We start from the raw sequence: 25203 nt of genomic DNA, 5'->3' as shown, positions 1-25203 counted from the left end.
GCCGCCTCAGGACGCCGACGACCGCTGGAGCCTTGGCCCTCCAACGTCCCAGCTCCCCAGGCCGCTCAGCAGCGCGTCCCGTGCCGTCGCCTCTTCCGGGATTTCCGGGATCGGTTCCAGGGTCTCGGTGCTGGGATGGGCGAGCAGTACGGAGATGTCGACCTGCCGCAGCTTCGGCGGCCCGGCCACCGCAGACTGGCACAGGAGAATGCGCCGTCCTTCGATCTCCGCGACGGTGAACTGCTCACCGTCGAAGGCGATCGGCAGCCCCGGCCGCAGTGTCGTCGTCCACTGGCTCATCCGCGCCTCCGCAGAATGCATTCTCCTGACAGCGGCCCGGCTGTGAGATCCGTGGTCAGCCGCCCCGCCCACAACAGCGCCGTCAGTGCAGGACGGGCTTCTTCTGGCTCGCGGTCTCCGGCCAGTCCCCGTTCAGTGAGCCCCAACTCCTCACCGTCGATGACCTCCTGCCAGGCCGTTCGACGTCGGCGACCGGCACGACACCGGGGTGGCGATAGGCGGCCAGGAACCGGACGTTCTCCAGCAGCTCCGGATCGGCTCCCGACCAGATCTCGTATTCCCAACCGTGGCGCTCGATCAGCTGCCCCGGCCAGGCCAGTGCCTGCGCAACCTCGGGGTCCACCAGGCGCGAGGCCGGCTTGACGTTGACGACGCGCACCGTCCCCGAGTCCGTCACCAGGAGGAAGTCCGGAACGTGGCTGCGAGCCTTGCCGTCGACCCGCGCCACCATGCGTAAGGGCTGGGCGTAGATGCCGCGTACCGACGGATCGAAGTCGGCGAGCAGCAGGCGGGCCAACTCCAGACGGCTCTCGTGGACGACCTGGCCGCCCGTCGTCGCCGAGGCGTAGTCGCCCGAGTAGTGCGCCATGCCGTGCACCGAGCGGACCCTGCGCCACGGGGCCGACTCTTCGAAGTCCTTCAAACGCAGGAGGTCGAAGAGGGCTTCGCGAGTCAACCCGTCGGTGTACCGAATCGACGCCGTAGGGATGTTGTGCTTGCTCCGGCTCTTTCTCGGGTGCTGTACGGCCGTACTGGAGCGGCGCGAAGAGGACGCATCACCCAAAACGGGAGATCGTCAACAGTCAACACTGACCGCTACCACTGCTCATGATCACGCGGAAATGCTCGATCGGTGCTCATGATCACGCGGAATTGCTCACGAAACCGCGGAACCTAGAGTTGTGCATGTGCTGCAATGCGGCGCGCAGTGCACGGCCGTGACGGAAGGCGAAATCGCGGGACGGGCCGCGCAGTTCGCGGTAGGCGGCTCCGCCTGCCGTCATCTGGGAGGAATGCTGCCGGTAGAAGTAGGTGACGTGCGGCAGTAGTTCGCCCGCCGCGAGGTTGGTCACGCCGTTGACCATCAAGAAGTCCTCACCGGCAGGCAGCCCACCATGCCCGCCAGCAGCCAGGACAAGGCCGGTGCGGGCCAGGAGCATGGTCTGGCCGAGCGGGATCTGTGCGTCGGGGCTGGTCCAGTACCCCGTCACGTCGCCGGGCTGGTGCACACCGGGCGGGGTGGGGGAGTGCCAGATCGTGGTGGTGCCGTCGGGGTGCAGGTCCGCGCTCCAGCCCGCGACCCAGCCCAGTCCGGTCTCAGTGATCCGCTGGTGGCGGACGGCGAGGCTGTCGTCGCTGAGCAGATCGTTGTCGCTGTAGCAGACGAAGGGTGTACGGACGGTGCGCAGGCCCAGATTGCGTGCGGCGGCGGCGCCGACCGGCCGCGACAGGTCGACCACGCGGACCCGGGGATCGGCGGCGACGGGCTCCGGCAGGAGGGCTCGGTCGGCGCCGTCCAGGACGAGGGCGGCCTCCCATGGCACGGTTTGCCGGGTCAGGCTGGCGTGCATTTCGGTCAGATAGCCCAGGCGTTCGGACCGCAGCTGGGTGGCGATGACGACGGTGATCTCGGGGCGGGCATGCGGGAACAGGCGGTTCTCCAGTGGCAAGGGGGCGAGGTCAGCTGTGGGCGGCAGGCGTGGTGGCCGCGGGGGGGGGCGTCGGGGAGGCGGAAGTCTGTGTGGTGCGCGGTGGCAGGGTGGCCGGCACCGGCTGTCCGGGACGCCACAGGTAGGGGTGGTCGCTGAAGCGGGCCCGCGGGTCGGTCGCCCAGGCGATGATCGGCCCGCGGTCGGCCACGGATCGGGCGATGACTTCGACCCCTGCGGGATGCGGAACGTAACCCCAGTCAAGGGAGCTGGAGTTGGACTCGGTTACGGCTATGCGCTGGGGCGGGGAGCCGTCGGTGGTGACGGGGCCGTCCATCTCGCGGCTGGGCCACTGCTCACCACCGGTCAGCTGGGTGAGCAGCGACGGGGGCGAGCCGTCGAGGAGGTCGGTGCCCAGCTCCTCCCCAGGCGATGGCCACTTGGTCGACGAGATGAGCACTCATGGCCTTGAGATCGCGGGCGAAGCGGTACCGGTAGGCGGCCAGGAGCAGCGGGAGACGGGTGCTGGGGTAGCTGTCGAAGTGGACGTATATGCCGGAGTAGCCGGTCTCGGTGGGGCGAGCGATGAAGGAACTGGTCGACAAGAAGCCTCAGGGGGATGCGGGCCACCGGTCCGAGGCCGGACCGGTGGCCGGGGCGGGCGGCTGCGCTACACGCGGGGCAGGGCCGCGGAGTAATCGACGCCGCCAGCACCATGAACGAGGCATCCGCATGAGAATCTCCGCAGGCCAGCGAACCGAGAACGAGAACCGCATCCGGGCCGCCATGGACCGCCTCCTCCGAGGCGAGTGCCGCCCGGCGGCAAGTGCGACATCAAGACCCTCGCCCACGAAGCCGCCGTCGACCGCACCGCCTTCTACGGCACCCGCCCCTACGCACACCTCCGCGTCGAGTTCGAGCGACGCCTGCAGACTCTTCAGCAGACCGGCGACATTCCCGACCCTCGCGAGGCTCAGATCGCCCGACTCAAGACGGCGAACGCGAAGCTCAAAGAGCGTCTGGCCAGCTCGGAACAAATGATCGACGAGCTCACGGGCTTCCGCACCCAGGCCCTCGCACAGCTTGCCGCACAACACGAGGAGATCCTCCGGCTCCGAGAGGCCGCCTCCGGGACCACTCGGGTCAGCCCACCTTCTCGCGCCACGAACCACCGTGATCGGGAGCTGCGGTTGAGGCGGACTCGGGCCTCTGCCCGAGTCCGTGACCGGTCAAGTGGCAAGGATCCATACAGAAAGAACGACCCCGCTTACAGCGACCGCCGAGTGCAGCGCAACCCACAGGGCATACATCCGGGTCTTCGCCAGCAGCGGGAAGCGAAGGCGCTGGGCACGCCTCGCCGCCCGCACCCCGTCCTCAATTTCCAGCTCCGGGTGAAGCGCATCGATCTTCTGACGCAGCCACCTGGCTTGCCGCATATGAAATGCACATCGTTCATGGGACTTCAGACTCGCCAGGGCTCCATAGATCCCGAGTGCCACCATCGGCACGGTCACCGCGAGCATGGGTGGGCGGAGACCCTTTTGCGCGAGGAATCCCAGTCCAGCCGAGACGATGACGATGACGATGTTCGTCAACGTCGCTCTCTGATTCTCGACCTGGCGGTCAGATTCCCGATGTTCCTGCCAGAACGCCAGAAGCACATCGATCTTGTCAGCCATCGCTCCCCCGTCCGTCGGTGCTGCATGCCCCAGTTCCAACCGAGATCATCCAGCCCGGCTGGGCTGCATCGTCTCCACATGGCCCTGACACCAATCCGAGATGGCGTGACCTCCGCCACATCGTGCGGGGAGGAATGCAACACATACGACGAACTCGGTCGCGCAGGCAACCGTGTCGACACGCCTGCTGAATCGCTACATGGAGTCACCCGCACACGGCTTCTGCGGACACAAGGCATTCGTACGTCACGCACAACATCGAGGACGGCGCCGACCCGCAGTTCATTCAGCAGCAGTTCGGTCATCGCTTCGCCTCAACCACGGCGATTTATAAGGGAGTCAGCGGTGACTTCATGAACACGATGATGCGCAGGGTCCTGGACCAGGCGCTGGAAGCGAACCGGTGAGGGGATGGCTGTGAAGGCGAAACTGGACTACCGCTGGCACCTGCGCGAAGTGATGGCCACCCGGGGCATGTTCTCCACCGCCGATCTGCGGCCGTTGCTGGCTGAGCGAGGGATTGAGCTGTCTCCGTCGCAGACCTACCGCCTGGTGGTGGAGCGGCCTGAGCGGTCGAGTCCGAGGACCTTGATGGCGCTGCTGGACATCCTCGGCTGCTCGATGGAGGAACTCATCGAGCCGGTCGCTACCCCGTCCCGGCGGCGCAAGGCCGCGGGCGAAGCCGGCGCGGCCGAGGCTGGTGTCGGCGGGTTCCGGCCCAGGCGGGCCCGCATCGTGCGGGAGTAGAGGGCCAGCGGATGAAGGTCGACGCCGCTATGCCGGTAGGCGTCGGCTTCGCCCAAGCGCACGGCGTATACCTCGACGAGGACGACGTCCACAGCGTGTCGGAGGAGATGGGCTACGACTTCGACATCGTGGTCGAGGAGAGCGAGCCGCCGGCCACGGACGAGTCCGGCAGGGAGCTGCAGGCCCCGGGTGACAAGCGTGCTCCGCAGGGCGGCTTGACGGAGCTTTCGGTCACCGGGGACTCCGCTGCCACCGGCGCGGGGAGCGCCGCCGCCGGCCCGGCCACCGGGCAGCCCGACGCAGACGACGGTTCCACCGGACAGGACGACTCGGATACCACCTTGACCGAGACCGGCAGCGACGCCGACTCGGGCGCCACGTTGGCCGCGACCGGCAGCACCGCCGGCTCCGGCTGGATGCTCGGGGCTGGCGGTGCCTCGATCGCCCTGGGCGCGGCGCTGGCCGCCGCCCACAGCCGTCGCTGTCACACCGCTTGAGCGACGGCCGACGTGGGCGGGCCACCGGGAGGAAACGGCTCGCGGCCGGAGCCTCCCGGCGGCGGACCTTGGACGGCCCTGGCCCTCGGATGGCCGACGCACCGTGCCTGAGGGCGGCATTGGTTGCTGGTACGGGGGGTTGGGGGGCCCAGCACGGGACCGGCTCGTACTACCGCCGAGCAGGACACGGAAGGCCGGATCGTGGAGCAGGAATCTTGGATGAAGGATTGAGTGAATGTTCGACCGGTGGGGTGTGTGGGATGTGCTTCCGGACAGCGGGCGGCGGCGATGGTTGCTGGAACCGTTCGAGGGGGTGGGTCCGCTGCGTTTCGGGATGCGGCCAGAGGAGGTCACCGCAGCGCTGGGTGCCCTCGTACGGAACCCCCAGCGCCACACGCGTGCGGCTCTCTCGCGAGATCGGTACAGCACGGTCAAGGAGAGTGCTGGGGGCTGGGGCTGACGTTCTACTACGGCCGGGAGGAGCAGCTGCGCGGGATATCGGTCGACGCCCTGAAGGGCCCTCAGGTCTATGCGGACGGCGTCGCGCTGGTCGGCCGGACGCCCTCGGAGCTCGAGCAGTGGATTGTCGACCGTGCCGGGATCCACGAGCCCTCCTGATCGACCAACTGTCGGCCTACGAGCGCAATGCCGCGGTGCGGCTGGCCATCAACCCCGGCTTCCCCATGGCCCATCGCGCAGGTCAGCTGCTCAGCGCCCGCGATGAGCAGGGCCGACCCGTGCTGTTCCTTACCGAGCCGGACGAGGACGAGGCGGAACAGCTCGGCCCCCTCCCGCCCGACGTCGCCATCGCCCTGACCTGGCACGAGCCGACCGAGGCACCCCCGCGCCGCCGGCGCCGCGCCCGCCCCAACGGCGAACACTGAACCAACCCCGAGCCCATGGAGGCGCCCCTGCACCCGCACCATCCCGCCGATGCCCCCGCCCCTCCTCGCCCGACCCGGTGTACTGGGTCACCCCACGCCACCTCGCCGGCGACGATGACGCCCTCGCCGAGCGGATCGACGACACCCTCACCGGCCTGGGGTGGCGCATGTGGCCGACCTCCCGCGACACCCTGCTGTACGTGAGCCCCGACGAGCTGCGCGGCGCCGAATGGATCCTGGCCAGCAGCCCGTTCACGCTCGGCGGCCTGCGGGCGGCCCTGCAGATCTCCGCCCACCCGGATGCCACCAGTGCCCTCGTACAGTGGAGCGCCTACTTCACCACCGGCGTGCCACCCGAGGTCCTCCACGACTTCCTCGTCGCGCTGGACGCGAGCGCGCTGCCCGCTGTCGGCTTGGCGGAGCCCGAGGCGGTGCTCATGGCATTGGGGGCACAGGGCTGGGTCCGTGACATGGAGCTGGCAGGCATGGGCCGAGCCGACGTTCGGCGCCCCCTACCTGTGGTGCGCGTCCTTCAGCCCGAGTGTCCCCAACGAGCTGGTCGCCATCTTCGCGGCCTCGCTCGCATCCCCAGTGCCGGTGGCACGTCACAGGTTGCCGCACAGCGCGGAGCAGCGCCTCACCATCGTCCACCGAGACTGACCCAGTTCCGGCCGGTGCCCCGCCGTATCGGCCCGTACGGGACGCGCGCCCGCCTAGGACGGCCGACCGATCTAGGGCCTGTCCGACGGGTCGTTCATCGGGCTGTGACTGGGCGTTGCTCGCCCGCGAGAGCGATCGGAGGTCTCTGGTCTGGCGCAATGCCGGTGGGCTACGTTGATCAGAAACAGGTCGTACCCAACCAACGAAGAGGTAACCGTCATGGCCGCTGCACCAGAAGAGCTTGCCGTCGGGCCGGGTGAGGCCCCCTGGTCCCCGGCAGAGGTCGCAGAAGTGCACAACATGCTACTGGCGGAGACCGTGCAGCTGCGGAACGAGATACAAGCCACCGAGGACGCTGCTGAGGACTCGGCCGACGCCCGCGAGAGGCTGCAGAAGACCGAGGAGGCGCTGACGCGACTCGAACAGGGCACTTACGGGCTCTGCCATAACTGCGGCCGGGCCATCGGTAAGGCCCGCATGCAGGCGTTCCCCCACGCGACGGAGTGCGTGGAATGCAAGCGGAAGCAGCAGCAGAAGTAGCCGCGGAGGTACTAGAGCCATCCCGGTTCAGTAGGTGGCGGACGGCGTATGAGCGGCACCGCCGCTGATCGACCTATCAGACACGCCCTAACCGTGTTGCCCGGCAGGCACCTTGGCCTGCCGGGCTTTTGTCATGGGTGCGGTAACCCCTGCCCTGGAAACCTTGTGAAGATGTTGCGAGCGGCCTTCCGACAGCCTGGTTGGGACGGCCTGGCGGCGGGAGCCAGGTTCCAGGATCCGCCCGCGGCGGGAGGGGCGTTCATATCGTCCATGCAGTGCTCAACGGTCCGGGCGGGCCAGGGAGGCGTGCCCCGTCAACCTCAGCGGCGCACTGCCATCCCTGCGCTGGAGAAGCGTCGCGTGGGAGGCATCAACAGCGCCGGAGCGAGCAGGAGCAGCGGTTGTTGCCTGCCGGGGCCGACCGCCAGGGGCTCTGGCCGACGTGGTGCGAGCCTGGCGGTCTTCCTCGCCGGTCGCTGGTTTCGGCCGAGCTCGGGGTGCAGCAGAGACTGCCGGGATCTGCCGGGGCCGTTCCAGGAGTACGTTGTGCGTCAGAGCCCCTGCGGGCGCGGCGCGCCCCGGGCTCGTTCCGGAACTGGTCACAACTGAACGATTCAAGGGGCGTTCGCGCATGGCTCCACGCATGCCGTTCTCCGTTGAGGTAGTTGACGTTCTCGATACGGTCCTGATCCGCGTCTGCGGCGAAGTCGACCTGGCCACCGTCCCGCAGCTAGTGCTGGAACTCGCTTTGCGCGAGGACAGACGCTGCGAACTCGACCTGTCCCAGGTCACGTTCGCCGACTCCACCACGGTGAACACGCTGCTCAGGCACCGGCGCCGGGCGGCGGCTCGGGGCGGCACACTGCGCGTGGTGGGGCTCTCGCCCCTGGTTCGCCTCGTCTTTTACATCACCGGCACCACGGCACTGTTCCTCGGCGAACCCGACCAGCCCGGCGAACCCGACCAGCCCGGCGAACCCGAACGTCCCGGCGGCCCGTGCCCTTGAGCATCGCCGCCTCGGCGCAGGGCCCCAGGCCGCGTGCTCCGGGCAGATGAGTGGACGGTCCTTGCGATGCGCGCGGCCGGATCGGGTACCCGACCAGCAAGCCTCCGGGCGTCACGCCGACCAGGGGTTGGTCCCGCGCCCCTGGACGTCCGTCGAGGCGTGGGCCCTGTCCGACCAGGGGAGCGCAGTCGGCGGGGCCCACACGCAGCGTCCGGATGCCCGAAGTGCAGCATTTCCGAAGGCTGCCCGCCCCGCAGCGTCGCCGACTCCGCACGGGGCGGCCCGCTCCAGCATCCCAGCGCCCCAACTAGGTGGGCCACGCATTCGCCCATGCCGGACTGTAAAGAGGGGCTGCGGTTCGCCCCATCGGGCCTGCCGCTCGGCCCATTCAGTCTCTTCCGCCGTGTCGCATCCCGCGATAGACGTATCCGCCGGTTCGTGGGGTGCGTTGTGTTCCCAGCGCTAGAGGGCGACACGACGGTGCCCCTGCTGTTCTGCAACGGCAGGGGCACCGGCGAACAGGACACGGGCGCTATTGGGACTGCGCCTTGGTCAGAGCCTTGTCCAGGTGGGAGTCGACCAGGGCCGGCGATCCGGAGACGATGACAACTACGGTCCCCGTGCGTATCGCCGTCTGCTTGACGACGGTCTGCTGCCCGGCGACGGAGTAGGTGAGCAGTTGGCTCCATTGCTCTTCGCCGAGGTCGGGCGCGGTGGTCGTCTGGGTAGTCATGTCGATGGCCGTGCTGCCAGCGACGACGACTTGGTACGTGGGGCAGGAGGCCATCGCGTCGAAGATCTGTCCGAAGCCGTCGGAGAGCTTTGGCGCGGTGTCGCTGTAGAGCTCCTCGTTCACTTCGGAGTTGCTGGTCCCGCTGTACGTGAAGGCGGTCTTCGCCTTGCGCACATAGCCGTCGCCCAGGTCCTTCTCGGTCAGGAGCCGCTCGTGCAGCGCGGCCGAGGACAGCGGCGTGGCGACTGCGCTATCACGGCTGCGGGGAGCGGGTGCGACCCTCGGCGAGGCGCCCGACGGGCCGGAGTTGTCGCCGGAGCAGCCCGCGGGGGCGAGTGCGGAGAGCGTGGCCAGGGGCAGAACGGTCGTAGTGCGGCGGCGTATGCGAAACCCCTTGGTGTGCGAAGCAGGTGGACGTTTTGATGGGGCCGACACGGGAGCCTGTGTCGGCGGGTAGGGGTTGTGGGTGCTCAGTGGCCCAGGTGGCGCAGGCCGTCGTCCAAGGTGGCGTGCCACTGGTCGGCCGGACCGGGGTTGCGGTTGTACCAGGCCGGGTCCAGCTGCGGCTCGGTGGTGGTGTGGCCGGCGCGGCAGCGCAGCTGGATCGTGTCGTCGCGCATGCTGAAGACGATCCAGTCCCGGTACGCGCCGCACTGCGGGCACTCACGGATCGCGCCGTCGATGACGAGCGGCTGCTCCCAGCGCATCATCAGCCCCTCGACCTCCTGCCGGGAGGGCACACGAAGGTCGTGCGGCGGGAAGTCGGGGACCACGTCGGCCTCGGGAGAGGCCGGGCTGAAGTCGGGCGTCGGCCGGCTCGCATGCATCCGCAGCATCGCCTGGCCGACGCGCTGGGCCTCACGGAACTCCCGGTCTGTACGTCGTCGAAACATATGTCCCCTCCTCGTCGTTCATCAGTCACACGGGGAGTGGCCCGGCGCGCTGACCTGCTGCAACTCACAAGGCTGGCAATCGGAGGCCGCCAGAGCCGCTGCTCACAGTGGGAGCATCCTGGGCACGGGCACAGTCCCGTCCGGCGTCATCTCATCGCGGCCCCAAGTGAGCTGCCGAGTTGACTGTTCATCAGGTTCAGTGGGCGCTGGACTTTCGCCCTGCCGCTCGCCGTCGAGGGGGCCGGTGCCAGGCCGCGGTGCTCGACGGCTCGGCTGAGGCTGGCGATGGGCAGGGCAAAGCCCGTCCTAGGTCTTCGTTCGACTGGGGTCGACGTGCCAGGAGAACGGAACACCACGAAACCGGGGGACCTCCTGGTCGTGCTGGGCGCCGGAGGCGGTGCCTTCGCCGCCGCGATGACTCTGGCCCTCGGCGTGCTCGCGCTGCTCCTGCGGGAAGGCGCACCACCGGACGGCCAATGAACGAGCGGGCGGACTCAAATCCCCTACTCATGAGACAACTAGAGCGAGGGCACGAACGGTTACAGACGTGTTGCGCTACGTACCGCTGGGCGCCGAAGCATCGTTTCCTCCACATGGACCGTTCTACGTTGCCTCCGACCGGTGCTCAACTCCTGGCCCCGTACTGGCTCGACTCGCCTTTCATGCATCCACCCTCGTGCTCTGGTGACTGCCTCCGTGCGGCAGGCGCACGGGGGCAGCCCTCCGTGCTGCGGCGTGAGGTCATGGTGGGCATCGCAGCGATGACGATCCTGGCGTCCTTGATCGCGACCATCTGCTGACCGAGGGCCTGCCACCTGGCAGCGTCTCACCGAGCGTTGCCCCGGTTCTGTTCGGCCGGTCGGGAAGGCGAAGCGGATCGGTACGTGCTGGTGGACTTCCGGCGTGGCGTCGTGCCGTGCTCGGGCGTGGCGGAGGCGTCGGCGGGCAGGTCGGCCATGCGCCGCAGCCGCCACACGAGTACGTCGCTGAGCGAGTCGGCGGTGTCCAGTTCACGGCGTGCGACGGCCTGGGCGAGCAGGGCGGCGGGCTGGTGGCCGGCGGGCTGTGGCTCCGTGGGGTGTGACGCGGATGGGGCTGTTCCCTGAGGTGGCGCTGCCAGCCGCCGAGGTGGTTCTGGACCCCGAGTCCCAGACGGGGATGTGGTTGGGGGCCGGACGGGTTGGAGGTGCCGGCGATGGACCGGCACAAGCGGACCGAGACGTCCAAGGAGACGACCACGAAGACCAGCCTGGACGGCAACCCTGACCAGGGCAGCGACCAGGAAGGGGACAACGATTGACGTCGCGGGCGCCGTTCCTGGTGGTCTCCCGGGTGGATGACGCGACGGCCGATGTGGTGAACGAGGAGCTGAACCGTCGCCGGGTCCCGGTCGTCCGTCTCGCCCCGGGCGACTTCCCGCAGGACATCGGCGTCGAGGCCCGCCTGGACAGTTCCGGGCTGAGCGGGCAGGTGTGCACGACGACGCGTGTCGCCGAGCTGGATGGGGTGCGGTCGGTGTACTGGCGCAGGCCCCGGCCGTATGCCGCCCCCGAGGGCCTGGAGGAGCAGGACGCCCGCTGGGCCGTCGAGGAGGCACGCTTCGGTCTGGGCGGCCTGTTGGCGTCGTTGCCCGGCGCGCACTACGTGAACCACCCCTGGCGGAACCGGGATGCCGAGTACAAGCCGGCCCAGCTGGCCATGGCCGCCCGCTGCGGGTTCGACGTGCCGGCGACCCTGCTCACCAACGACCCGGCCGCGGCACAAGAGTTCGCCCGCGAGCACGGGCCCGTCGTCTACAAGCCGCTGCGCAGCACCGACTACCAGGATGCCCGGGGGCGGGCGCTGACCGTGTGGGTCGACGAGGTGGATCCGGCCGAGCTCACCGCGGGCATCGCCCAGACCATGCACCTGTTCCAGCACCGGGTGCCGTCGGTGGCCGACCTGCGGGTGACGGTGGTGGGGGAGGAGGTCTTCACGGTGCGGATCGACGGCGCGCCGGGGCCGGACTGGCGCCGCCACTACGACGCCCTCACCTACACGCTCATCGACACCCCGCCCGAGCTGGCCAAGGCGGTCCGCGGCTACCTGGATGCCGTCGGGCGGGTTTCGGCGCGTTCGACTTCGGTCTGGATGCGGCGGGCCGCGCCTGGCGGTACGAGTGCAATCCGAACGGGCAGTTCGCGTGGTTTCCCGAGCCGATCACCACGCGACTGGTCACTGCCGTCGCCGACCAGCTTCAGTACGCGGGAGAACACCGTGACCGATGACAGCGCCTCGCTGCGCCGCGGCCTGGCCGCCGAGATCAGCGCGGGCAACCCGACGCTCGCCGCGCAGTGGGGTGCCGCGCTCGCGGCCGTGCCCCGCCACCTGTTCCTCGATACCGCCCTGTACCGGCCTGCGGGCACCCGCTGGGAGCCGGTGCGCCGCGACGAGATGGACCATCAGGAGTGGCTGCGTCTGGTCTACGCCGACCGGACGTGGGTGACCCAGGTCGACGGCGTGGACGCCATCGACGCGGCGGGCCCCGTCGCGGGCACGCCGACCTCGTCGGCGACCCTGCCCTCGCTCGTGGCACGCACGCTGCAGGTGGCCGACCTGCACGGGGGCGAGAAGGTCCTGGAGGTGGGCACGGGCGCCGGCTGCTCCACGGCCCTGCTGTGCCACCGGCTCGGCGAGAAGCAGGTCGTGAGCATCGAGTACGACACCGGCCTGGCCGCGAGCGCGGCCCGACACCTCGACCATGCCGGGTACGCGCCGGCCCTGGTGGTCGGGGACGGCCTGCAGGGGCATACGGAACAGGCCGACTACGACGCGGTCATCGCCACCTGCGCGGTCCGCTCCATCCCCCGCTCCTGGCTGTGGCAGCTCGCCGACGGCGGCACCATCACCACGACGATCAGCGGGTGGATGCTCGCCTCCGGACTGATCCGCCTCACCCTCGACGACACCGGAGCAGCGCACGGCCGCTTCACCGGCGACACGATCTCCTACATGCTCGCCCGCCCGCACGAGCGCCCGCCGCACCCGGGCTTCCTGCGCCAGGACGGCACCGCCCGCCCCACCCGGGTGGACCCCGCCCTGCTGGAGGAGTGGGCCGCACACTTCGTCGCCCAACTCGCCGCGCCCTCCGCCGAGTTGATGTCCACGAGCGAGGGGGTGGTCCTGCGGGATGTGGCCACCGGCTCCCAGGCGTGGACACGGCCGGACGGCAGCGGCTTCGCGGTGCACCAGCACGGGCCGCTGTGCCTGTGGGATCAGGTGGAGGCGGCGCTGGAGCTCTGGCAGGAGGCCGGGGCGCCGGCGCTGACGGACTTCGGCATGACGGTGTCGGACACCGCCTTGGAGCAGACGGTCTGGATGGGCTCCCCGGACGGTCCGCACTGGCGCCTGCCCGTGTGAGAGGGCCTCAGTCTTGCGGCAGCCGCTAGGCCCGCAGCCGGTCGGCGGCGTCGTACACCGTCAGCCGCAGTGCGGCGATGTCGTGGATCAGGTCGCGCCAGGGCTCGAACTTCGTGTGCACGCGTACGCCGGACAACTCCAGGTACGCCACGGCCAGGCCGCGCCCGAACAGCTCGTTCCTGGTGGGCAGCGGGCGTAGCAGGGCGCATTCCTGCAGCAGGACCGCGGCGCGCCAGAAGGCGTCGGAGGCCTGGTCGTGCCGGGGCGGTTCGACCTTGTGCCGGGCGGCCATGCCGACGAGCACGGAGTAGTCGTCCACGGAGAGGTCGCCGGGCAGGATCTCGGCCTGGCGTTCCAGGATCCACCGGTGGTCGATGAAGTACTCGCCAGGCACCGGTTCAGGCCGCCTGCGGGGTGCCGCGGCCGGTCGTGGCCGGGCCGCGGAACTCGGCGTCGAAGGCGTCGGCCCCCTCGCCGGTCACGCGGCGGAACGCCGCGGCCCCGACGTTCAGGGCGCGCTCGCGCTTCTTCTCACGGGTCACCTGGGCCAGGTACTGCGGGACGGTCAGGCCCGCGTCGTGCGCCAGGTCATCGAGGTCGCTGCTGGTGCTGTCGTCCAGCTCGATGTCGGCCATGCCCCGAGTGTGACGCGCGACGCGGGCTCGGCACCACCCGCTCGGAAAGAACGCCCTGACCAGGGGATCGCCCGTGCTGAACCGTGGCCCTGGAGGCGGACTTCCTCGTTGAAGGGGGCATGACCGCGTACGAGTCTCCCTTCAACGGCATGGCCGAGGACCACGACGTCCCGGATTCGCTCTGCCTGTCACGGGCGCACTGCGCGGACCCGGCCGGGGACACCCTGGCCCAGTGCTACGAGGCGGTGTGCGGCCTCGTCGCGCTCAACGTGCCGCAGATGGCGTTCTTCAACACCCGGCTGCTGGCGGAGCTGAGCCTGAAGGCGCTGCACAAGGGCACGCCGCCGCACGGCCACGACCTGACCAAGCTGCTCAACTCGCTGGCCCGGCAGCATGATGCGCTGCTCGATCCAGGGGAGACAGAAGAGCTCGTCGTGGCGTTCATCCGGGATCTGCAGGCCCACGACCCGGCCGGATTTTCCACGAATAGGAAGTAAGGCGACCCTCACCACGCCGCACCGGCGTGCCGCGCGGCGCGGGGGAGGCCGGAGGCGCTGTGCGGCCCCCTGGCGGCCTCCGGCACCCGCCCGGACCTCGGTCGCGGAACTCTTCGGGCCTCTCCCACTGGGGCTTCCGGCCATTTTCGGTGGTGCGCAATGCGGGTGGGCCGGGCGCAGGGCGGACAGAGCGTGCAGTGGGGTCGCGGCGATTCGGACAGGTCGCACACACATGCGAAATGTTGATCTTGTGGGGGCTGGTGCGGGCTGCCGAGAATGGCGGGCGGCTTCTGGGAATGCAAGGAGCCGGGACCTGCGGGGCGGAGGGGAGGCTATGCGGGTCGGTACCAGAACACCCCGCCCCGCGAACATCGGGAGCTCTCCTGCCACCGGTTCGTGGGCAGAGCGGATGGGAGAGCTATGAGATCCGGCGTTGGCGGTTCCACCCCTCATGCGACCCTGCTCAAAGCGGCCTTCGCCGGGCTGGGCCTGGCCTCCTTCATCGTCGCGCTCACCGTGCCCTCCGCCCGCTGGGCCTCCTTGGCCGGAGCCGTGCTCCTCGCGGCCTCCGTCTTCGTGGGTCGCTGGCCTCGCCCTGCCTCCCGTCGCCGTGGTGGTTCGCCGCCAGGTCAGAACGGCCCTCCGCCGCGAGCGGGAGGGCGCTGAGGGAGCGGTCCCGCAGCGCGGAAATGTGCTCGGGGAGGAGAGCGCGACGCCCGCACGAGCGGTTCGTACGGGGTGCCGATCGCTTTCCGCGTCGTACTGGCACACGCCACTGCGTCGCATGTCCGCCGGGAGCGGCCCGCACCGGGCCGCTCCCGGCGTCCGCCCCTCAGCGGGCCAGGCCGTCGAGTCCGTAGCCCCCTTGCCCCCTCGTCATCCCCATCGCCCCTTCGTCGCTATCAAGGAACCTCCATGGCTGAAGCCACCATCGACCTGCCCTTGACCTTCCAAGTGCCCGAAGTCTTCCGGGACATCGACTTCGCCCTCTCGGCGGAGGAGAACACCAACAAGCTCCTGGACCAGCTGACGTCGATCGACCCGCGCCCGAGCGACGAGGAGATCGCCCACGCCGTCCTGGCACAGCAGTCGATGTACGAGATGCTGGCCGCCGCCGGTGCCGTCTACGCCGGGATCCTGCTCGCCAGGCCCGGCGAGGACACCCCGGACGCCCGGCTCACCTCACTGATGTTCACGGTCACCGCGCGGCCCAGCGAACTGTCCAACGACCAGACCGTGCACCGGCTCGCCCGCACCATGGGCGCCATCTACCCGGAAGCCGAGGTCGGCGTCGTCCGGATACACACCGGGCCCGTCGTGCTCCTCACCGAGGAGACCGAGGTGCCCAGGCCGGTCAACCTCCTGGAGAACGACGACCGCCCCACCGTCGTGCGCCAGATGCACGTCTTCGTCCCCGTCCCAGGACGGCTGGCCATGGCCGACTTCTCCATCGCCACCGAGAACACCGCCGAGTGGGACGACTACGTCGCCATCCTCGGCCAGATCTGCAAGACGATCCAGTTCGCCGACTGACCCGGCCCGGAAGGGAATCGACACCATGATGGAGAGCCCGTACTCCAGCGCCAAGGGCGGCGGCAAGAACCCGATGCCCCACCTCGGCTACGACCCCGGCACCCACGACCTGGTCGTGGCGGAGGTGCACGACACCCTGCACCGCTTCCTCACCGACGAGGCGCGTGCGGTCAGCTTCTGGGGCTGGGACCCCAAGTCCCTCAAGGACGAGGACCGTTACCGCGCCGACCAGTTACTGCGCTCCTTCCGCTACCAGGAGGACCGCATCCTGGCCGCCCTGCGCAGGCTGGACAAGGAGGCCCAGGCGATCGACGCGGCCGACCGGGCGAGCACGCCGGCGCCGGAGGACTCAGCGGGGGCGCACTACCGGGAAGGGCCCTGGTTCGCGCCCGGCGGCCGCCTGAAGACGCTCGCCCTGACCCTCAACACCCGTGCCGCGACGCGCATGGTGAACCAGGTGATCGGCTGGCTGCCCGCGCCGCTCCCGGACGCCGCCCTCTTCGACGACGCCACCCGTGAGGCGCTCGTCACCAAGGCGCTGACGGAGTGGGAGGGCGGCCCGCGCGACGGGGCCCCACCGGCCTCGCCGGACGCTCTCGGGGAGTGGCGGCCCAAGGGGCGGCCGGGAGGCTCGCGCCTCCAGTCGGGCTTCAACATCGTCGAGAACGTGGTGCACGACTACATCGGCGAGCACAAGGACAAACTGGACGACACGGCCCGGCGGGCCTTCGACAGCTTCATGCGGCACCGCGAGAGCAACTACGTCGTCACCCACGACGGCACCTCGGACCGCGGGGTGATCCCCTGGGCCCTGATCGACTTCCTGGACCCGGAGGTCGCCCGCAACATCGGCAAGGGGAAGGACGCGCTCCCGGGCAGCGACCTGTACGCCTGGGCCCCCATCTGGCGGTTCACCGACAACGCGTACGGCCCCGACGTCGTCCCCGACCCCGAACTGCGCGAGCTGGTCGACCTGTTGCTGGCGGTGCAGGCCGAGTACCAGCTCCAGTGCTTCCTCATCAACCGGGAGCTGACCCGGATCATCGAGACCAGCGGGCGGGAGTACGAGTACCTCCAGGCGCTCGCCGCGGCCAAGGCCGCGGAAGAGGAGGCGAAGCGCACCATCTGGGGCGTCCTCGGCGACGTCTTCGGCATCGTCTCCGCCGTGGCGGGCGTGCTCGCCATGATCCCCGTACTCGCCCCGCTCGCCGGGCCGATCGCGGCGGTCACCGCCGTCGCCTCGCTCGGCTTCCACGTGGCCGACGCGGCCGTCAGGGGCGACTGGGACGCGGAGACCATCGCGGAACTGGGCGCCGACCTGATGGGGGCGCTGCCGGGCATCGGCGCGCTCGGCAAGGCCGCGAAGGCGGGGAAGCTCTCGATGCGGACCGTCGGCAAGGTGGGAGTGGCCGCCCGCAAGAGCGGCCGGGCCTTCCTCGCGGCGACCGCGGGGGCCAATGCCACCAAGGCCGGGCGGATCTCCACGTATGTCGGCACCCGTGGCGCCGAGGTGATCGGCGCCACCGCCAAGCAGGGCAAGGTCGCCGCGAAGGTGATCCAAGGCTCGATCGACCTCGCCACCCAGGTCCCGACCGTCATCGAACTGGCCGGCGGGGACCCCGGAGTGGGTGAACAGGCCGCGACCGCCGTCGAGTTCAGTAACGGCATGACCAGGCAGGTGGGCGACTGGGTCGAGATGGGTTCGGTCTTCGCCAGGAAGGGCGGCCAAGCCTCCCTCGCCCAGTTCGCCAGGACCTGGGCCTGACCCGCCCGCACCTGGTGCACCTTCAGGCGGTCCGCCCCAACTCCTATGGGTGTAGCTCTTCCTGAGTGAGATCGCCGATCAGGCCGAGAGGCTGTCGTTGTGATGGTCGGGTTGGGGGTGGAGCAACACGACGCCATCGCCGCCCCCAGCCCCGAACCTGGACACGGCGATCCGGTAGATGATCCGCGGCAGCAACGGCCCACCACGCCGATCTCACTCAGGGACGATGTCCCGGTACACATCCGGCAGCACCGTCACGACCAGCAGAACCACGGCCTCACTGCTTGCCCCCCGACCGTCACTTCAAAAGACCCGCACCCGTCATCAAGTCCCTACCCGTCGGTGAGGTCCACGACGTGGGAGCAGTGTGGATCGGAGTCATCAGCGGTCCTGTACTGCTCCTCGTCGAGCAGCGACGGCAGGGAGGCAAGCAAGGCGGTGGTGGCATGTGACGGGCGTACGTCGACGGCGATGACCCCGGGGGCCATGTCGGTGTTGAGGTAGAGACGCAGGCGTTCCCGGTTCAGAAAGCAGAATCCGAGCAGCAGGGGGTTCGGCTTCTCCTCCGTATACGGCTGAGTAAAACTTCGCAGAACCCTGAGGGCGCGGTCATCGGCGGTGGGGCCCGGTGCGTTCAGCGCTGAGGGGTCCACGCGGATGAGGGGCATGCCCATTACTTGGCTGATGCGGTCACTTGAGTAGATGCGTGTGCCTGTGACCAGGGTGCGCAGAATCCCGGTGATGTCCTCTGCCGTAGCCGGTTCTTTGCCCCAGTGCAGCGGGATCTCGTAGGCGATCAACTCGTCCGGCGTGTAATCGCTCGCCTCACCCACAACGACGCGAATGGCCTCAGATCGCGCAGGTGCGGGCAGGATGCCCCGGATGCAGTGTGTGCCGGTGAAGGGCGCATGGACGTGGTGGAGCAGCAGGCGGGTGATGTCCGCCTGCTGCTCCGCGATCTCGTCGTTCATGGATGTCATTGATTCACCCAGTTGGGGCACTTGTTGTGGTTCTGGTGAGCTCGAGGGCCGGTGGTCGCCACGATCGCCGTGCACGAAAAGCCTTCGACGCAGGGGCTGTACGCATGCGTTGGCCGTGGGACGTCTTCCCGTCCGCCCGGCGATCAGGCCCGGCTGTACGCGCGCCTGGCCAGCGGGCCCAAGCTCCGGCACCCGGTCGACGTCTACGGCCGCATCACCGCTGTTGAACACGACCGCCAGGACCGGCCGGTCATTCGGCACACGGACGGACACGGCTTCACCGTACGAATCCGCTCCGCCCACGACAGCCTCCTGCAGCCGCTCACGGCCGGCGCCTTCGTCCTGGCCGTCGGCTCCTGGAAGATCTGGACACCGAACCGGGGCCGGCCCGAGCTGCAGATGTTCGCCGAAGAACACTGGCAGCTCGCCCACTGGACCGACGACGCCGCCACCGGCCTAAGCGGCCCGCCCGCCTGCCTTCCGCCGCTCTCCCTGGCCCAGCGCACCCTCCGCCAGGCCCGTCAGGACCGCGCGGCGGCAGCCACACGCAAGACCGCTCCCGGGCGGTCTGCCGATTCCTCTTCCTCCCCCAGGCTGCGGCCCAGCACGCCTCCCGCATTCGCCCGCCCTGGTGCACCCCGGCGCAACGTATCCGGAGCCACGGGTGCTGCGGCGCGCCTTCTACTCGTGGGCGTTCAACAAGAACGCGTGGGCCCAAGGGCCGACCGAGGAGTGGCGGAAGGCGCTTGACTGGCTGAAGCGAAACTCCTTGCCCGTCGGTGCTCTGGCGGAATCCGATGTGCTGCGACGGGCGCTGAACGCCCTGCGTCGCAAGCTGGACGGCAAAGCGGCTGCGGCCAAGACGGCGCGGCGCAAGCGGGCTGCGTTCAACGAAGTGCTCAACACCGCTGTAGAGAAAGGTTACTTCGCGGAGCCCCCCCTCAACGGGCTCCGGTGGAACGCTCCGGCGGTCAACGAGGAGGTGGACCCGGCTGCCGTCCCCAATCCGGCCCAAGTCGCCCGGCTGCTCGCGGCGGTTGCTCAGCAGCGCGGTCGCGGCCCTCACCTGGAGGCGTTCTTCGGCTGCATGTACTACGCGGCCATGCGGCCCGCGGAAGTCATTCACCTCCGGCTCGAACAGTGCCATCTCCCCGAGACCGGATGGGGGATGCTCAACCTGTCGGGCGGCGTCATCACCGCGGGCAAGGAGTGGACGGACGACGGCGCGGTGCACGAGGTGCACTCGCTCAAGCGCCGCGCCGCTACCGCGACCCGGCCCGTGCCCATCCCGCCGCAGTTCGTGCGGATCCTGCGCGCGCACATCAAACGGTTCGGCGTGGCGCCGGATGGTCGGCTCTTCCGGAACCAGGCCGGCAACTATGTGGACGCAGCTGCGTACGGCATCACATGGGCGCGGGCGCGGAAGCGTGTCCTGACCCGCACGGAACTCGCCTCCGGACTGGCCAAGCGGCCCTACGATCTCCGGCACGCCGGCATCTCGTTCTGGTTGTACTCCGGTGTGGACCCGGCCGAATGCGCTCGCCGCGCGGGCCAGAGCATCGAGGTCCTCTTCCGGCACTGCGCCAAGTTCCTGGATGGCGTTCGGGAGCAGGCCAACCGGTTGATTGAGCAGTCCATGCAGGAGTGGGACCGCGTCAGCCAGGGCTCGGCGCCTGCGGGGTGAGTCGGGACTTGGACCGGAAATAGACCGGAAGAGCTGGTCAGGAGTGGGATATCGGTGGGAGAAACTGAGAGTTATGGCGTAGATCTGGCCGTGTTCTGAGCGGGCCGAGCGGAAGGCGCCTGACCGGCAAAAGCCCAGTTCAGGCGCCTTTTTTCGTGCTCCTAGAAGAAGCCCAGCTTCTTCGGCGAGTACGACACCAGGAGGTTCTTCGTCTGCTGGTAGTGCTCCAGCATCATCTTGTGGGTCTCGCGGCCGATCCCGGACTGCTTGTAGCCGCCGAACGCCGCGTGCGCCGGGTAGGCGTGGTAGCAGTTCGTCCAGACGCGGCCCGCCTGGATCGAACGGCCCGCGCGGTACGCCGTGTTGATGTCCCGCGTCCACACGCCCGCGCCCAGCCCGTACAGGCTGTCGTTGGCGATCTTGATGGCGTCGTCGAAGTCGTTGAACGACGCGACCGAGACGACCGGACCGAAGATCTCCTCCTGGAAGATCCGCATGCGGTTGTCGCCCTCGAAGATCGTCGGCTGGACGTAGTAGCCACCCGCCAACTCCCCGTCGTACTCGATGCGCTGACCGCCCGTGAGGACCTTGGCACCCTCCTGCTGGCCGATGTCCAGATAGGAGAGGATCTTCTCCAGCTGGTCGTTGGAGGCCTGCGCGCCGATCATGGTGTCGGTGTCGAGGGGGTGCCCGGCCTTGATCTGTTCGGTGCGGGCGACGGCCGCCTCGAGAAACTCGCTGTAGTGCCCGCGCTGCACCAGCGCCCGTGACGGACAGGTGCAGACCTCGCCCTGGTTGAGGGCGAACATCGTGAAGCCTTCGAGGGCCTTGTCCCGGAAGTCGTCGTCGGCCGCCCACACGTCGTCGAAGAAGATGTTCGGCGACTTGCCGCCCAGCTCCAACGTCACCGGCTTGATGTTCTCGGAGGCGTACTGCATGATCAGCCGCCCCGTGGTGGTCTCGCCGGTGAAGGCGACCTTGGCGACGCGTGGACTCGATGCGAGCGGCTTGCCCGCCTCGACGCCGAAGCCGTTGACGATGTTGACGACCCCGGGCGGCAGCAGGTCGGCGACCAGACTCACCCAGTAGTGGATGGAGGCCGGGGTCTGCTCGGCGGGCTTGAGGACGACTGCGTTCCCTGCGGCGAGCGCCGGCGCCAGCTTCCATGTGGCCATGAGGATCGGGAAGTTCCACGGAATGATCTGCGCGACGACGCCGAGCGGCTCGTGGAAGTGGTACGCGATGGTGTCCTCGTCGACCTCGCTCAGCGACCCCTCCTGCGCGCGGATGACGCCCGCGAAGTACCGGAAGTGGTCGATGGCGAGCGGGATGTCGGCGGCCAGCGTCTCGCGGACCGGCTTGCCGTTCTCCCAGCTCTCGGCGACCGCGAGCTGTTCGAGATTGGCCTCCATCCGGTCGGCGATCTTCCGCAGCACGTCCGCGCGCTCCGTGACGGAGGTACGCGCCCACGCGGGCGCGGCCGCGTGGGCCGCGTCGAGCGCGCGCTCGACGTCCTCGGCGGTGCCCCGGGCGATCTCGGTGAAGGGGCGGCCGTTGACCGGGCTCGGGTTCTCGAAGTACTGGCCACGGGCGGGCGCCACATACTCGCCGCCGATGAAGTGGTCGTATCGCGACTGGTAGGAGACGATCGCGCCCTCGGTGCCTGGCGCTGCGTAACGGGTCATCTTTGACTGGCCTCCCGTGGACGGCTGCCCGCCGCTGGACAGCTCTCGCAGGGAGGCTAGAAGCGCGGACGTTGCATCAACGTTGCGGCCACGGGACACGAGCCTGCTTACGCGTGCCCGGGCCACGAGTCTGTCTCCGCGTACCCGCGCCACTCGCTTGCCCTTGCCGTATTCCTGCCCGCATGTGCCCCTGCCCGTGCCCGAACCCCTTCCTGTTCCTGGGTGCGCCCGTGCCCCTGCCCGGTCGAAGCCAGCTCGGCATCGAGCCGGCGCAGGCGGGACAGCACGGGGGCCGTCGGGCGCAGCGCGGCCAGCGCCCGCCACACCACCAGGTCGTCCTCGCCCCACGGAGCATGCGCCCAATCCGCCAGCAGATCGGGGTCGTTGCGGTCGACGAGTGCCGCCCGCAGCTGGTCGGCCAGCCTGCGGCGGAGCCGGACCAGCGCGGGCGCCTGGGACTGCGGAAGCAGTGGCCCGGCATACGCGGCGGCCGCCGCTGTCACGGCCCCGGCCCCCAGCCGACGCTCGACCGTGTCGACGTCGCACTCGACGGGCGCCGCCAGACGGTACGGCCGCGACCGCAGCAGCTCCGCCCCGAGCACGCGCCGCAGCCGCGCCATCTCCGCCCGCAGGGTCACCTGCGGAACCGACTCGTCCTCGTACAGCGCGTACAACAACTCGTCCCCGGTCAGCCCCTCCGGATGGCGGGCCAGCAGCACGACGATCTCGCTGTGCCGACGGCTGAGCCGCACTTTGTGCCCACCCACGAGCAGCAACGCCTCGTCACGCCCCAACGCCGACAGTTCGAGCGACTCCCCGGCGCCCATCGGCGGGGCGAGCAACGCCAGTTGGGACTCCGCCGCCCGCGCGACGGCCTGCACGAAGGCGAGGCTGTGCGGGTGCGCGAGCCCGTCCCCACCGGTGATGTCGACCGCGCCGATCAGCCGCCCCGTCCGCGGATCGTGCACGGGAGCTGCCGCACACGTCCACGGCTGGACGCGCCGCATGAAGTGTTCGGTCGCGAAGACCTGCACCGGCCGGTCCACGGCGACCGCTGTCCCCGGGGCGTTCGTCCCCATGGCGGACTCCGCCCACCGGGCGCCCGGCACGAAGTTCATCCGCCCCGCCCGCTGCCGCGTCACCGCGTGGCCCTCGACCCACAGCAACCTGCTCTGCGCGTCGCACACCGCGAGAAGATGCTCTCCGTCCGTCGCGAAGGTGCCCATCAGCTCGCGGAACAGCGGCATCACGCGAGCCAGTGGATGCTCCGCCCGGTAGGTGCCGAGGTCGCCGTCCGTCAGCTCCACCGCCGCTCCGGTGCCCTCAGGACTGACCCGCGCCCTGGCCGACCTGCGCCATGATTCGGCCACCACCGAGCGCACGGGACGGGCCACCGTCCCGCTGGCGGTGAACCTCTCGTGGGCCTGTCGCAGCTGTCTCACCCGCTCGGCGGGGTCGGCACCCGGCTCCAGGGCCACCCATGGATCGGTCAACTCGGCCTCCCGGAACGGCGATGCGGTGGTGCCATCGTCGCCCCGGGAACCGAAGCCGACAAGGACGCGAAACGGCCCGGGACGTCATGCCGCGGGCACGACGCCACCGAGTGCGGCCTCAGGCGAAGTTGACGATTCGTATGTAGCGCGACCAGTCCCAGTACCGACCGGGGTCCGTGTGGTCCGAGCCGGGAACTTCGTGGTGACCGATGATGTGCTCACGGTCCTTGGGGATGCCGTACTTCGCACAGATGGCTGCGGTGAGCGCGGCCGACTGCTCGTACATCGCGTCGGTGAAGTACTCCGGTTTGTCGACCCACCCTTCGTGCTCGATGCCGATGCTGCGTGTGTTGTAGGTCCAGTTGCCCGCGTGCCAGCCGATGTTCCGCTCGCGCACGCACTGGGCGATGTGGCCGTCCTTGGAGCGCACCACGTAGTGGGCGGAGACCTTCTTCGCAGGGTTCTGGAAGATGGCGAGGGTGTCCGCGTAGGTCTCCTGGGTGACGTGGATGATCACGTAGTCGACGGGATACGTGCTGGGGCGGTTGGAGGCCGTGTAGTTGGAGGTGCTGGCCGGGACCCACTCGGCCAGGGGGTAGTCGACCGCCTGGGCCCGGGCGGTCGCGTGGGTGGCGGGCAGGAGAGCGGTGGGCAGCGCGGCGGCGACCGCGCCCTGCAGCAGCCGACGCCTGCTGGGGAAGCGCCTTGCTCGATCCATGACTGACCTGCCTCTCGGTGGGGGGATCGTCCGGACTGGCGCTGTACTTGAAGGGTTCACCTCGGAAGGTCGCTGCGTACCGGGTTCTGTCAGTGGGGGAGCGAGGCGGCTGTCTCGCGCAGCCGTGCGTGCAGTCCGCGGTGCGTCTCGCGCGCGGGCAGCCACTCCTTTCGGATCTTGGCCACGCACGTGTAGTTGGTGTCGCAGACATTGGCGAGCGGCGATTCGACGGTCTGCGTCGCGAACTGGTAGGCGTCCAGCTCGCTGAAGCCGTAATCGCGCACCAACCACTGCACCAGGTCGAGTTGGGATATTCGGAAGGCGTCCTCCAGCGGTCGCGCCGACCCGGTCGAGATGATGTGCGTGTCGGACTCCAGGCGCGGCCACGGGGTGGCCACCCCCTTGAGCAGTTCGACGATCACCACGGTGTTCATGGCGCACTCGACGGCAACCCCGCACGTCTCGCCCTCGCCCTGGCGCGCGTGCCCGTCGCCCAGACTCAGCAGGGCGCCTTCCACGTTCACCCCCAGATAGCAGGTCACGCCGGCCCGCATCTCGGGCGTGTCCATGTTGCCTCCGTGGGCGTCGGGCACGAGTGCCGAGCGCACCTCCAGATTCGCGGGCGCGACACCGACGGTGCCGTGCATGGGGTCCATGGGCAGTTCGACCGTGAAGTCGCTGTCCCGCGCGCTGAACTGTGCGGTGCGACGGGCCCGGTCGAGCTGCCAGATCCACACGGCTTCGGGCAACGGCGCCTGGAGCGAGGCGGTGGAGTGCGTCGACGTCAAGGCGCCGAACAGGGGGACCGTGGTGGAGGCGGCCCAGTCGCGGGCCGGTTCGATCGACACGAAGTGCACGGCGACGGTGTCACCCGGCTCGGCACCCTCCACGTAGAAGGGGCCTGTCTGCGGGTTCAGGAAGGGAAATTCGCAGACCTCGGAGACGAGGTCCTTCTCCGAGCGCACGTTCCCGGCGAAGCAGTCCTCTGTGAACAGATCCAGCACGGTGCCCGGCGCGATGCGTGCCACGGGCGCCGCTCCGCCGAACGTCCAGGCGTACTCGCCCGCTTCGGGGCGCACGGTCAGGATCCGGGGGTCGCTCATTGCCGTACCGCTCCACTCTGGCCGAACGGGCCCTCGCTCCGGCCGTCGGGGCCGATACGATCACATTGCACACTTCGGTTGCTCGTGTTGCTCGTGTTGCTCGTATTGCTCGTGTCGCGCAGG

Annotated in this window: 28 protein-coding genes and 1 pseudogene; 15 read left to right on the top strand and 14 right to left on the bottom strand. The window is 69.5% G+C overall.

Translation table 11 applies throughout. The annotated features are described in order from the left end of the window. Positions 1 to 6: 6 nt before the first annotated feature. From ACZ4D5_RS14345 to ACZ4D5_RS14325, 5 genes are all read right to left on the bottom strand, one after another. Positions 7 to 300, bottom strand: coding sequence for a hypothetical protein (locus ACZ4D5_RS14345; protein ID WP_467772652.1), 294 nt, complete (start codon positions 298 to 300; stop codon positions 7 to 9). Between the two features lie 82 nt (positions 301 to 382). Then, a complete protein-coding gene (locus ACZ4D5_RS14340) occupies positions 383 to 976 on the bottom strand; it encodes a TnsA-like heteromeric transposase endonuclease subunit (protein ID WP_467772651.1) in 594 nt (197 codons plus the stop codon). 187 nt (positions 977 to 1163) lie between these two features. Next, positions 1164 to 1970 carry a glycosyltransferase family 2 protein gene (locus ACZ4D5_RS14335; RefSeq protein ID WP_467772650.1) on the bottom strand — a complete coding sequence of 269 codons (807 nt, stop codon included), beginning with the start codon at positions 1968 to 1970 and terminating at the stop codon, positions 1164 to 1166. A 10-nt stretch (positions 1971 to 1980) separates the two neighbouring features. Continuing rightward, entirely contained in the window at positions 1981 to 2409 is a 429-nt protein-coding gene (locus tag ACZ4D5_RS14330; protein WP_467772649.1) for a hypothetical protein, read from the bottom strand. A gap of 769 nt (positions 2410 to 3178) precedes the next feature. Continuing rightward, complete coding sequence (locus ACZ4D5_RS14325) at positions 3179 to 3628, bottom strand: hypothetical protein (RefSeq protein WP_467772648.1); 450 nt, start codon at positions 3626 to 3628, stop codon at positions 3179 to 3181. A gap of 191 nt (positions 3629 to 3819) precedes the next feature. Between ACZ4D5_RS14325 and ACZ4D5_RS14320 the strand changes: the two genes are divergently transcribed. The 8 genes and pseudogenes from ACZ4D5_RS14320 (at position 3820) to ACZ4D5_RS14285 (ending at position 7962) form a co-directional block, all read left to right on the top strand. Further along, positions 3820 to 4035 carry a tyrosine-type recombinase/integrase gene (locus ACZ4D5_RS14320; protein WP_467773028.1) on the top strand — a complete coding sequence of 72 codons (216 nt, stop codon included), beginning with the start codon at positions 3820 to 3822 and terminating at the stop codon, positions 4033 to 4035. A 10-nt stretch (positions 4036 to 4045) separates the two neighbouring features. Beyond that, a complete protein-coding gene (locus tag ACZ4D5_RS14315) occupies positions 4046 to 4375 on the top strand; it encodes a helix-turn-helix domain-containing protein (protein WP_467772647.1) in 330 nt (109 codons plus the stop codon). Positions 4376 to 4386: 11 nt separating this feature from the next. Next, positions 4387 to 4872 (top strand): hypothetical protein, encoded by a 486-nt coding sequence (locus ACZ4D5_RS14310; protein ID WP_467772646.1) that lies wholly within the window; start codon positions 4387 to 4389, stop codon positions 4870 to 4872. A gap of 578 nt (positions 4873 to 5450) precedes the next feature. Continuing rightward, the gene (locus tag ACZ4D5_RS14305; RefSeq protein ID WP_467772645.1) at positions 5451 to 5756 is read left to right on the top strand and encodes a hypothetical protein; all 306 of its coding nucleotides are present in this window, start codon (positions 5451 to 5453) and stop codon (positions 5754 to 5756) included. Between the two features lie 167 nt (positions 5757 to 5923). Beyond that, a pseudogene (locus ACZ4D5_RS14300) lies at positions 5924 to 6094 on the top strand (SPDY domain-containing protein); the annotation flags it as partial. Continuing rightward, the gene (locus tag ACZ4D5_RS14295; RefSeq protein WP_467773027.1) at positions 6057 to 6416 is read left to right on the top strand and encodes an SPDY domain-containing protein; all 360 of its coding nucleotides are present in this window, start codon (positions 6057 to 6059) and stop codon (positions 6414 to 6416) included. The pseudogene ACZ4D5_RS14300 and the gene ACZ4D5_RS14295, both read left to right, overlap by 38 nt. A 300-nt stretch (positions 6417 to 6716) precedes the next feature. Further along, a complete protein-coding gene (locus ACZ4D5_RS14290) occupies positions 6717 to 6956 on the top strand; it encodes a TraR/DksA family transcriptional regulator (RefSeq protein WP_467772644.1) in 240 nt (79 codons plus the stop codon). Positions 6957 to 7587: 631 nt separating this feature from the next. Beyond that, positions 7588 to 7962 (top strand): STAS domain-containing protein, encoded by a 375-nt coding sequence (locus ACZ4D5_RS14285; protein ID WP_467772643.1) that lies wholly within the window; start codon positions 7588 to 7590, stop codon positions 7960 to 7962. A 532-nt stretch (positions 7963 to 8494) separates the two neighbouring features. On the opposite strand, the gene ACZ4D5_RS14280 is transcribed toward ACZ4D5_RS14285, so the two are convergent. Next, positions 8495 to 9130 (bottom strand): hypothetical protein, encoded by a 636-nt coding sequence (locus ACZ4D5_RS14280; RefSeq protein ID WP_467772642.1) that lies wholly within the window; start codon positions 9128 to 9130, stop codon positions 8495 to 8497. Between the two features lie 35 nt (positions 9131 to 9165). After that, on the bottom strand, positions 9166 to 9588 hold the full coding sequence (locus ACZ4D5_RS14275) for a hypothetical protein (RefSeq protein ID WP_467772641.1): 423 nt from the start codon (positions 9586 to 9588) through the stop codon (positions 9166 to 9168). Between the two features lie 333 nt (positions 9589 to 9921). Between ACZ4D5_RS14275 and ACZ4D5_RS14270 the strand changes: the two genes are divergently transcribed. From ACZ4D5_RS14270 to tgmC, 3 genes are all read left to right on the top strand, one after another. After that, entirely contained in the window at positions 9922 to 10068 is a 147-nt protein-coding gene (locus ACZ4D5_RS14270; RefSeq protein WP_467772640.1) for a hypothetical protein, read from the top strand. A gap of 715 nt (positions 10069 to 10783) precedes the next feature. Further along, positions 10784 to 10888 carry a hypothetical protein gene (locus ACZ4D5_RS14265; protein ID WP_467772639.1) on the top strand — a complete coding sequence of 35 codons (105 nt, stop codon included), beginning with the start codon at positions 10784 to 10786 and terminating at the stop codon, positions 10886 to 10888. Further along, a complete protein-coding gene (gene tgmC / locus ACZ4D5_RS14260) occupies positions 10885 to 12987 on the top strand; it encodes an ATP-grasp peptide maturase system methyltransferase (RefSeq protein WP_467772638.1) in 2103 nt (700 codons plus the stop codon). The genes ACZ4D5_RS14265 and tgmC overlap by 4 nt, the downstream gene beginning before the upstream one ends. Before the next feature lie 25 nt (positions 12988 to 13012). On the opposite strand, the gene ACZ4D5_RS14255 is transcribed toward tgmC, so the two are convergent. Both ACZ4D5_RS14255 and ACZ4D5_RS14250 read right to left on the bottom strand, forming a co-directional pair. Next, a complete protein-coding gene (locus ACZ4D5_RS14255) occupies positions 13013 to 13381 on the bottom strand; it encodes a toxin Doc (protein ID WP_467772637.1) in 369 nt (122 codons plus the stop codon). A gap of 4 nt (positions 13382 to 13385) precedes the next feature. After that, the gene (locus ACZ4D5_RS14250) at positions 13386 to 13622 is read right to left on the bottom strand and encodes an antitoxin MazE7 (RefSeq protein WP_467772636.1); all 237 of its coding nucleotides are present in this window, start codon (positions 13620 to 13622) and stop codon (positions 13386 to 13388) included. Between the two features lie 119 nt (positions 13623 to 13741). Between ACZ4D5_RS14250 and ACZ4D5_RS14245 the strand changes: the two genes are divergently transcribed. The 3 genes from ACZ4D5_RS14245 (at position 13742) to ACZ4D5_RS14235 (ending at position 17417) form a co-directional block, all read left to right on the top strand. Continuing rightward, positions 13742 to 14119 carry a hypothetical protein gene (locus ACZ4D5_RS14245; protein WP_467772635.1) on the top strand — a complete coding sequence of 126 codons (378 nt, stop codon included), beginning with the start codon at positions 13742 to 13744 and terminating at the stop codon, positions 14117 to 14119. Between the two features lie 915 nt (positions 14120 to 15034). After that, positions 15035 to 15652 (top strand): hypothetical protein, encoded by a 618-nt coding sequence (locus ACZ4D5_RS14240; RefSeq protein ID WP_467772634.1) that lies wholly within the window; start codon positions 15035 to 15037, stop codon positions 15650 to 15652. Between the two features lie 25 nt (positions 15653 to 15677). Beyond that, entirely contained in the window at positions 15678 to 17417 is a 1740-nt protein-coding gene (locus ACZ4D5_RS14235) for a hypothetical protein (protein WP_467772633.1), read from the top strand. 332 nt (positions 17418 to 17749) lie between these two features. On the opposite strand, the gene ACZ4D5_RS14230 is transcribed toward ACZ4D5_RS14235, so the two are convergent. Further along, entirely contained in the window at positions 17750 to 18388 is a 639-nt protein-coding gene (locus tag ACZ4D5_RS14230; protein ID WP_467772632.1) for a hypothetical protein, read from the bottom strand. Positions 18389 to 19061: 673 nt separating this feature from the next. Between ACZ4D5_RS14230 and ACZ4D5_RS14225 the strand changes: the two genes are divergently transcribed. Beyond that, positions 19062 to 20081 (top strand): tyrosine-type recombinase/integrase, encoded by a 1020-nt coding sequence (locus ACZ4D5_RS14225; protein ID WP_467772631.1) that lies wholly within the window; start codon positions 19062 to 19064, stop codon positions 20079 to 20081. 161 nt (positions 20082 to 20242) lie between these two features. Here ACZ4D5_RS14225 and exaC read toward each other — a convergent pair whose 3' ends face one another. The 4 genes from exaC to ACZ4D5_RS14205 all read right to left on the bottom strand — a co-directional run bounded on the left by exaC (position 20243) and on the right by ACZ4D5_RS14205 (position 25080). Next, positions 20243 to 21766, bottom strand: a complete 1524-nt coding sequence (gene exaC / locus ACZ4D5_RS14220; RefSeq protein ID WP_467772630.1) for an acetaldehyde dehydrogenase ExaC — start codon at positions 21764 to 21766, stop codon at positions 20243 to 20245. Between the two features lie 107 nt (positions 21767 to 21873). Next, the gene (locus tag ACZ4D5_RS14215; RefSeq protein WP_467772629.1) at positions 21874 to 23259 is read right to left on the bottom strand and encodes a winged helix-turn-helix domain-containing protein; all 1386 of its coding nucleotides are present in this window, start codon (positions 23257 to 23259) and stop codon (positions 21874 to 21876) included. A 118-nt stretch (positions 23260 to 23377) separates the two neighbouring features. Beyond that, complete coding sequence (locus tag ACZ4D5_RS14210) at positions 23378 to 23977, bottom strand: N-acetylmuramoyl-L-alanine amidase (protein WP_467772628.1); 600 nt, start codon at positions 23975 to 23977, stop codon at positions 23378 to 23380. A gap of 89 nt (positions 23978 to 24066) precedes the next feature. Then, on the bottom strand, positions 24067 to 25080 hold the full coding sequence (locus ACZ4D5_RS14205; RefSeq protein WP_467772627.1) for an acetamidase/formamidase family protein: 1014 nt from the start codon (positions 25078 to 25080) through the stop codon (positions 24067 to 24069). Between the last annotated feature and the right edge of the window lie 123 nt (positions 25081 to 25203).

It is taken from the genome of Streptomyces sp. NPDC025651 (assembly GCF_055558735.1).
This window is presented reverse-complemented; position numbering and strand designations above follow the sequence as displayed.

Coding starts and splice junctions, on each gene's coding strand:
- ACZ4D5_RS14345 (WP_467772652.1), bottom strand. CDS start 300: ATGAGCCAGTGGACGACGACACTGCGGCCGGGGCTGCCGATCGCCTTC.
- ACZ4D5_RS14325 (WP_467772648.1), bottom strand. CDS start 3,628: ATGGCTGACAAGATCGATGTGCTTCTGGCGTTCTGGCAGGAACATCGG.
- ACZ4D5_RS14310 (WP_467772646.1), top strand. CDS start 4,387: ATGAAGGTCGACGCCGCTATGCCGGTAGGCGTCGGCTTCGCCCAAGCG.
- ACZ4D5_RS14295 (WP_467773027.1), top strand. CDS start 6,057: ATGCCACCAGTGCCCTCGTACAGTGGAGCGCCTACTTCACCACCGGCG.
- ACZ4D5_RS14290 (WP_467772644.1), top strand. CDS start 6,717: ATGCTACTGGCGGAGACCGTGCAGCTGCGGAACGAGATACAAGCCACC.
- ACZ4D5_RS14285 (WP_467772643.1), top strand. CDS start 7,588: ATGGCTCCACGCATGCCGTTCTCCGTTGAGGTAGTTGACGTTCTCGAT.
- ACZ4D5_RS14275 (WP_467772641.1), bottom strand. CDS start 9,588: ATGTTTCGACGACGTACAGACCGGGAGTTCCGTGAGGCCCAGCGCGTC.
- ACZ4D5_RS14265 (WP_467772639.1), top strand. CDS start 10,784: ATGGACCGGCACAAGCGGACCGAGACGTCCAAGGAGACGACCACGAAG.
- ACZ4D5_RS14250 (WP_467772636.1), bottom strand. CDS start 13,622: ATGGCCGACATCGAGCTGGACGACAGCACCAGCAGCGACCTCGATGAC.
- ACZ4D5_RS14245 (WP_467772635.1), top strand. CDS start 13,742: ATGACCGCGTACGAGTCTCCCTTCAACGGCATGGCCGAGGACCACGAC.
- ACZ4D5_RS14240 (WP_467772634.1), top strand. CDS start 15,035: ATGGCTGAAGCCACCATCGACCTGCCCTTGACCTTCCAAGTGCCCGAA.
- ACZ4D5_RS14235 (WP_467772633.1), top strand. CDS start 15,678: ATGATGGAGAGCCCGTACTCCAGCGCCAAGGGCGGCGGCAAGAACCCG.
- ACZ4D5_RS14230 (WP_467772632.1), bottom strand. CDS start 18,388: ATGAACGACGAGATCGCGGAGCAGCAGGCGGACATCACCCGCCTGCTG.
- exaC (WP_467772630.1), bottom strand. CDS start 21,766: ATGACCCGTTACGCAGCGCCAGGCACCGAGGGCGCGATCGTCTCCTAC.
- ACZ4D5_RS14210 (WP_467772628.1), bottom strand. CDS start 23,977: ATGGATCGAGCAAGGCGCTTCCCCAGCAGGCGTCGGCTGCTGCAGGGC.
- ACZ4D5_RS14205 (WP_467772627.1), bottom strand. CDS start 25,080: ATGAGCGACCCCCGGATCCTGACCGTGCGCCCCGAAGCGGGCGAGTAC.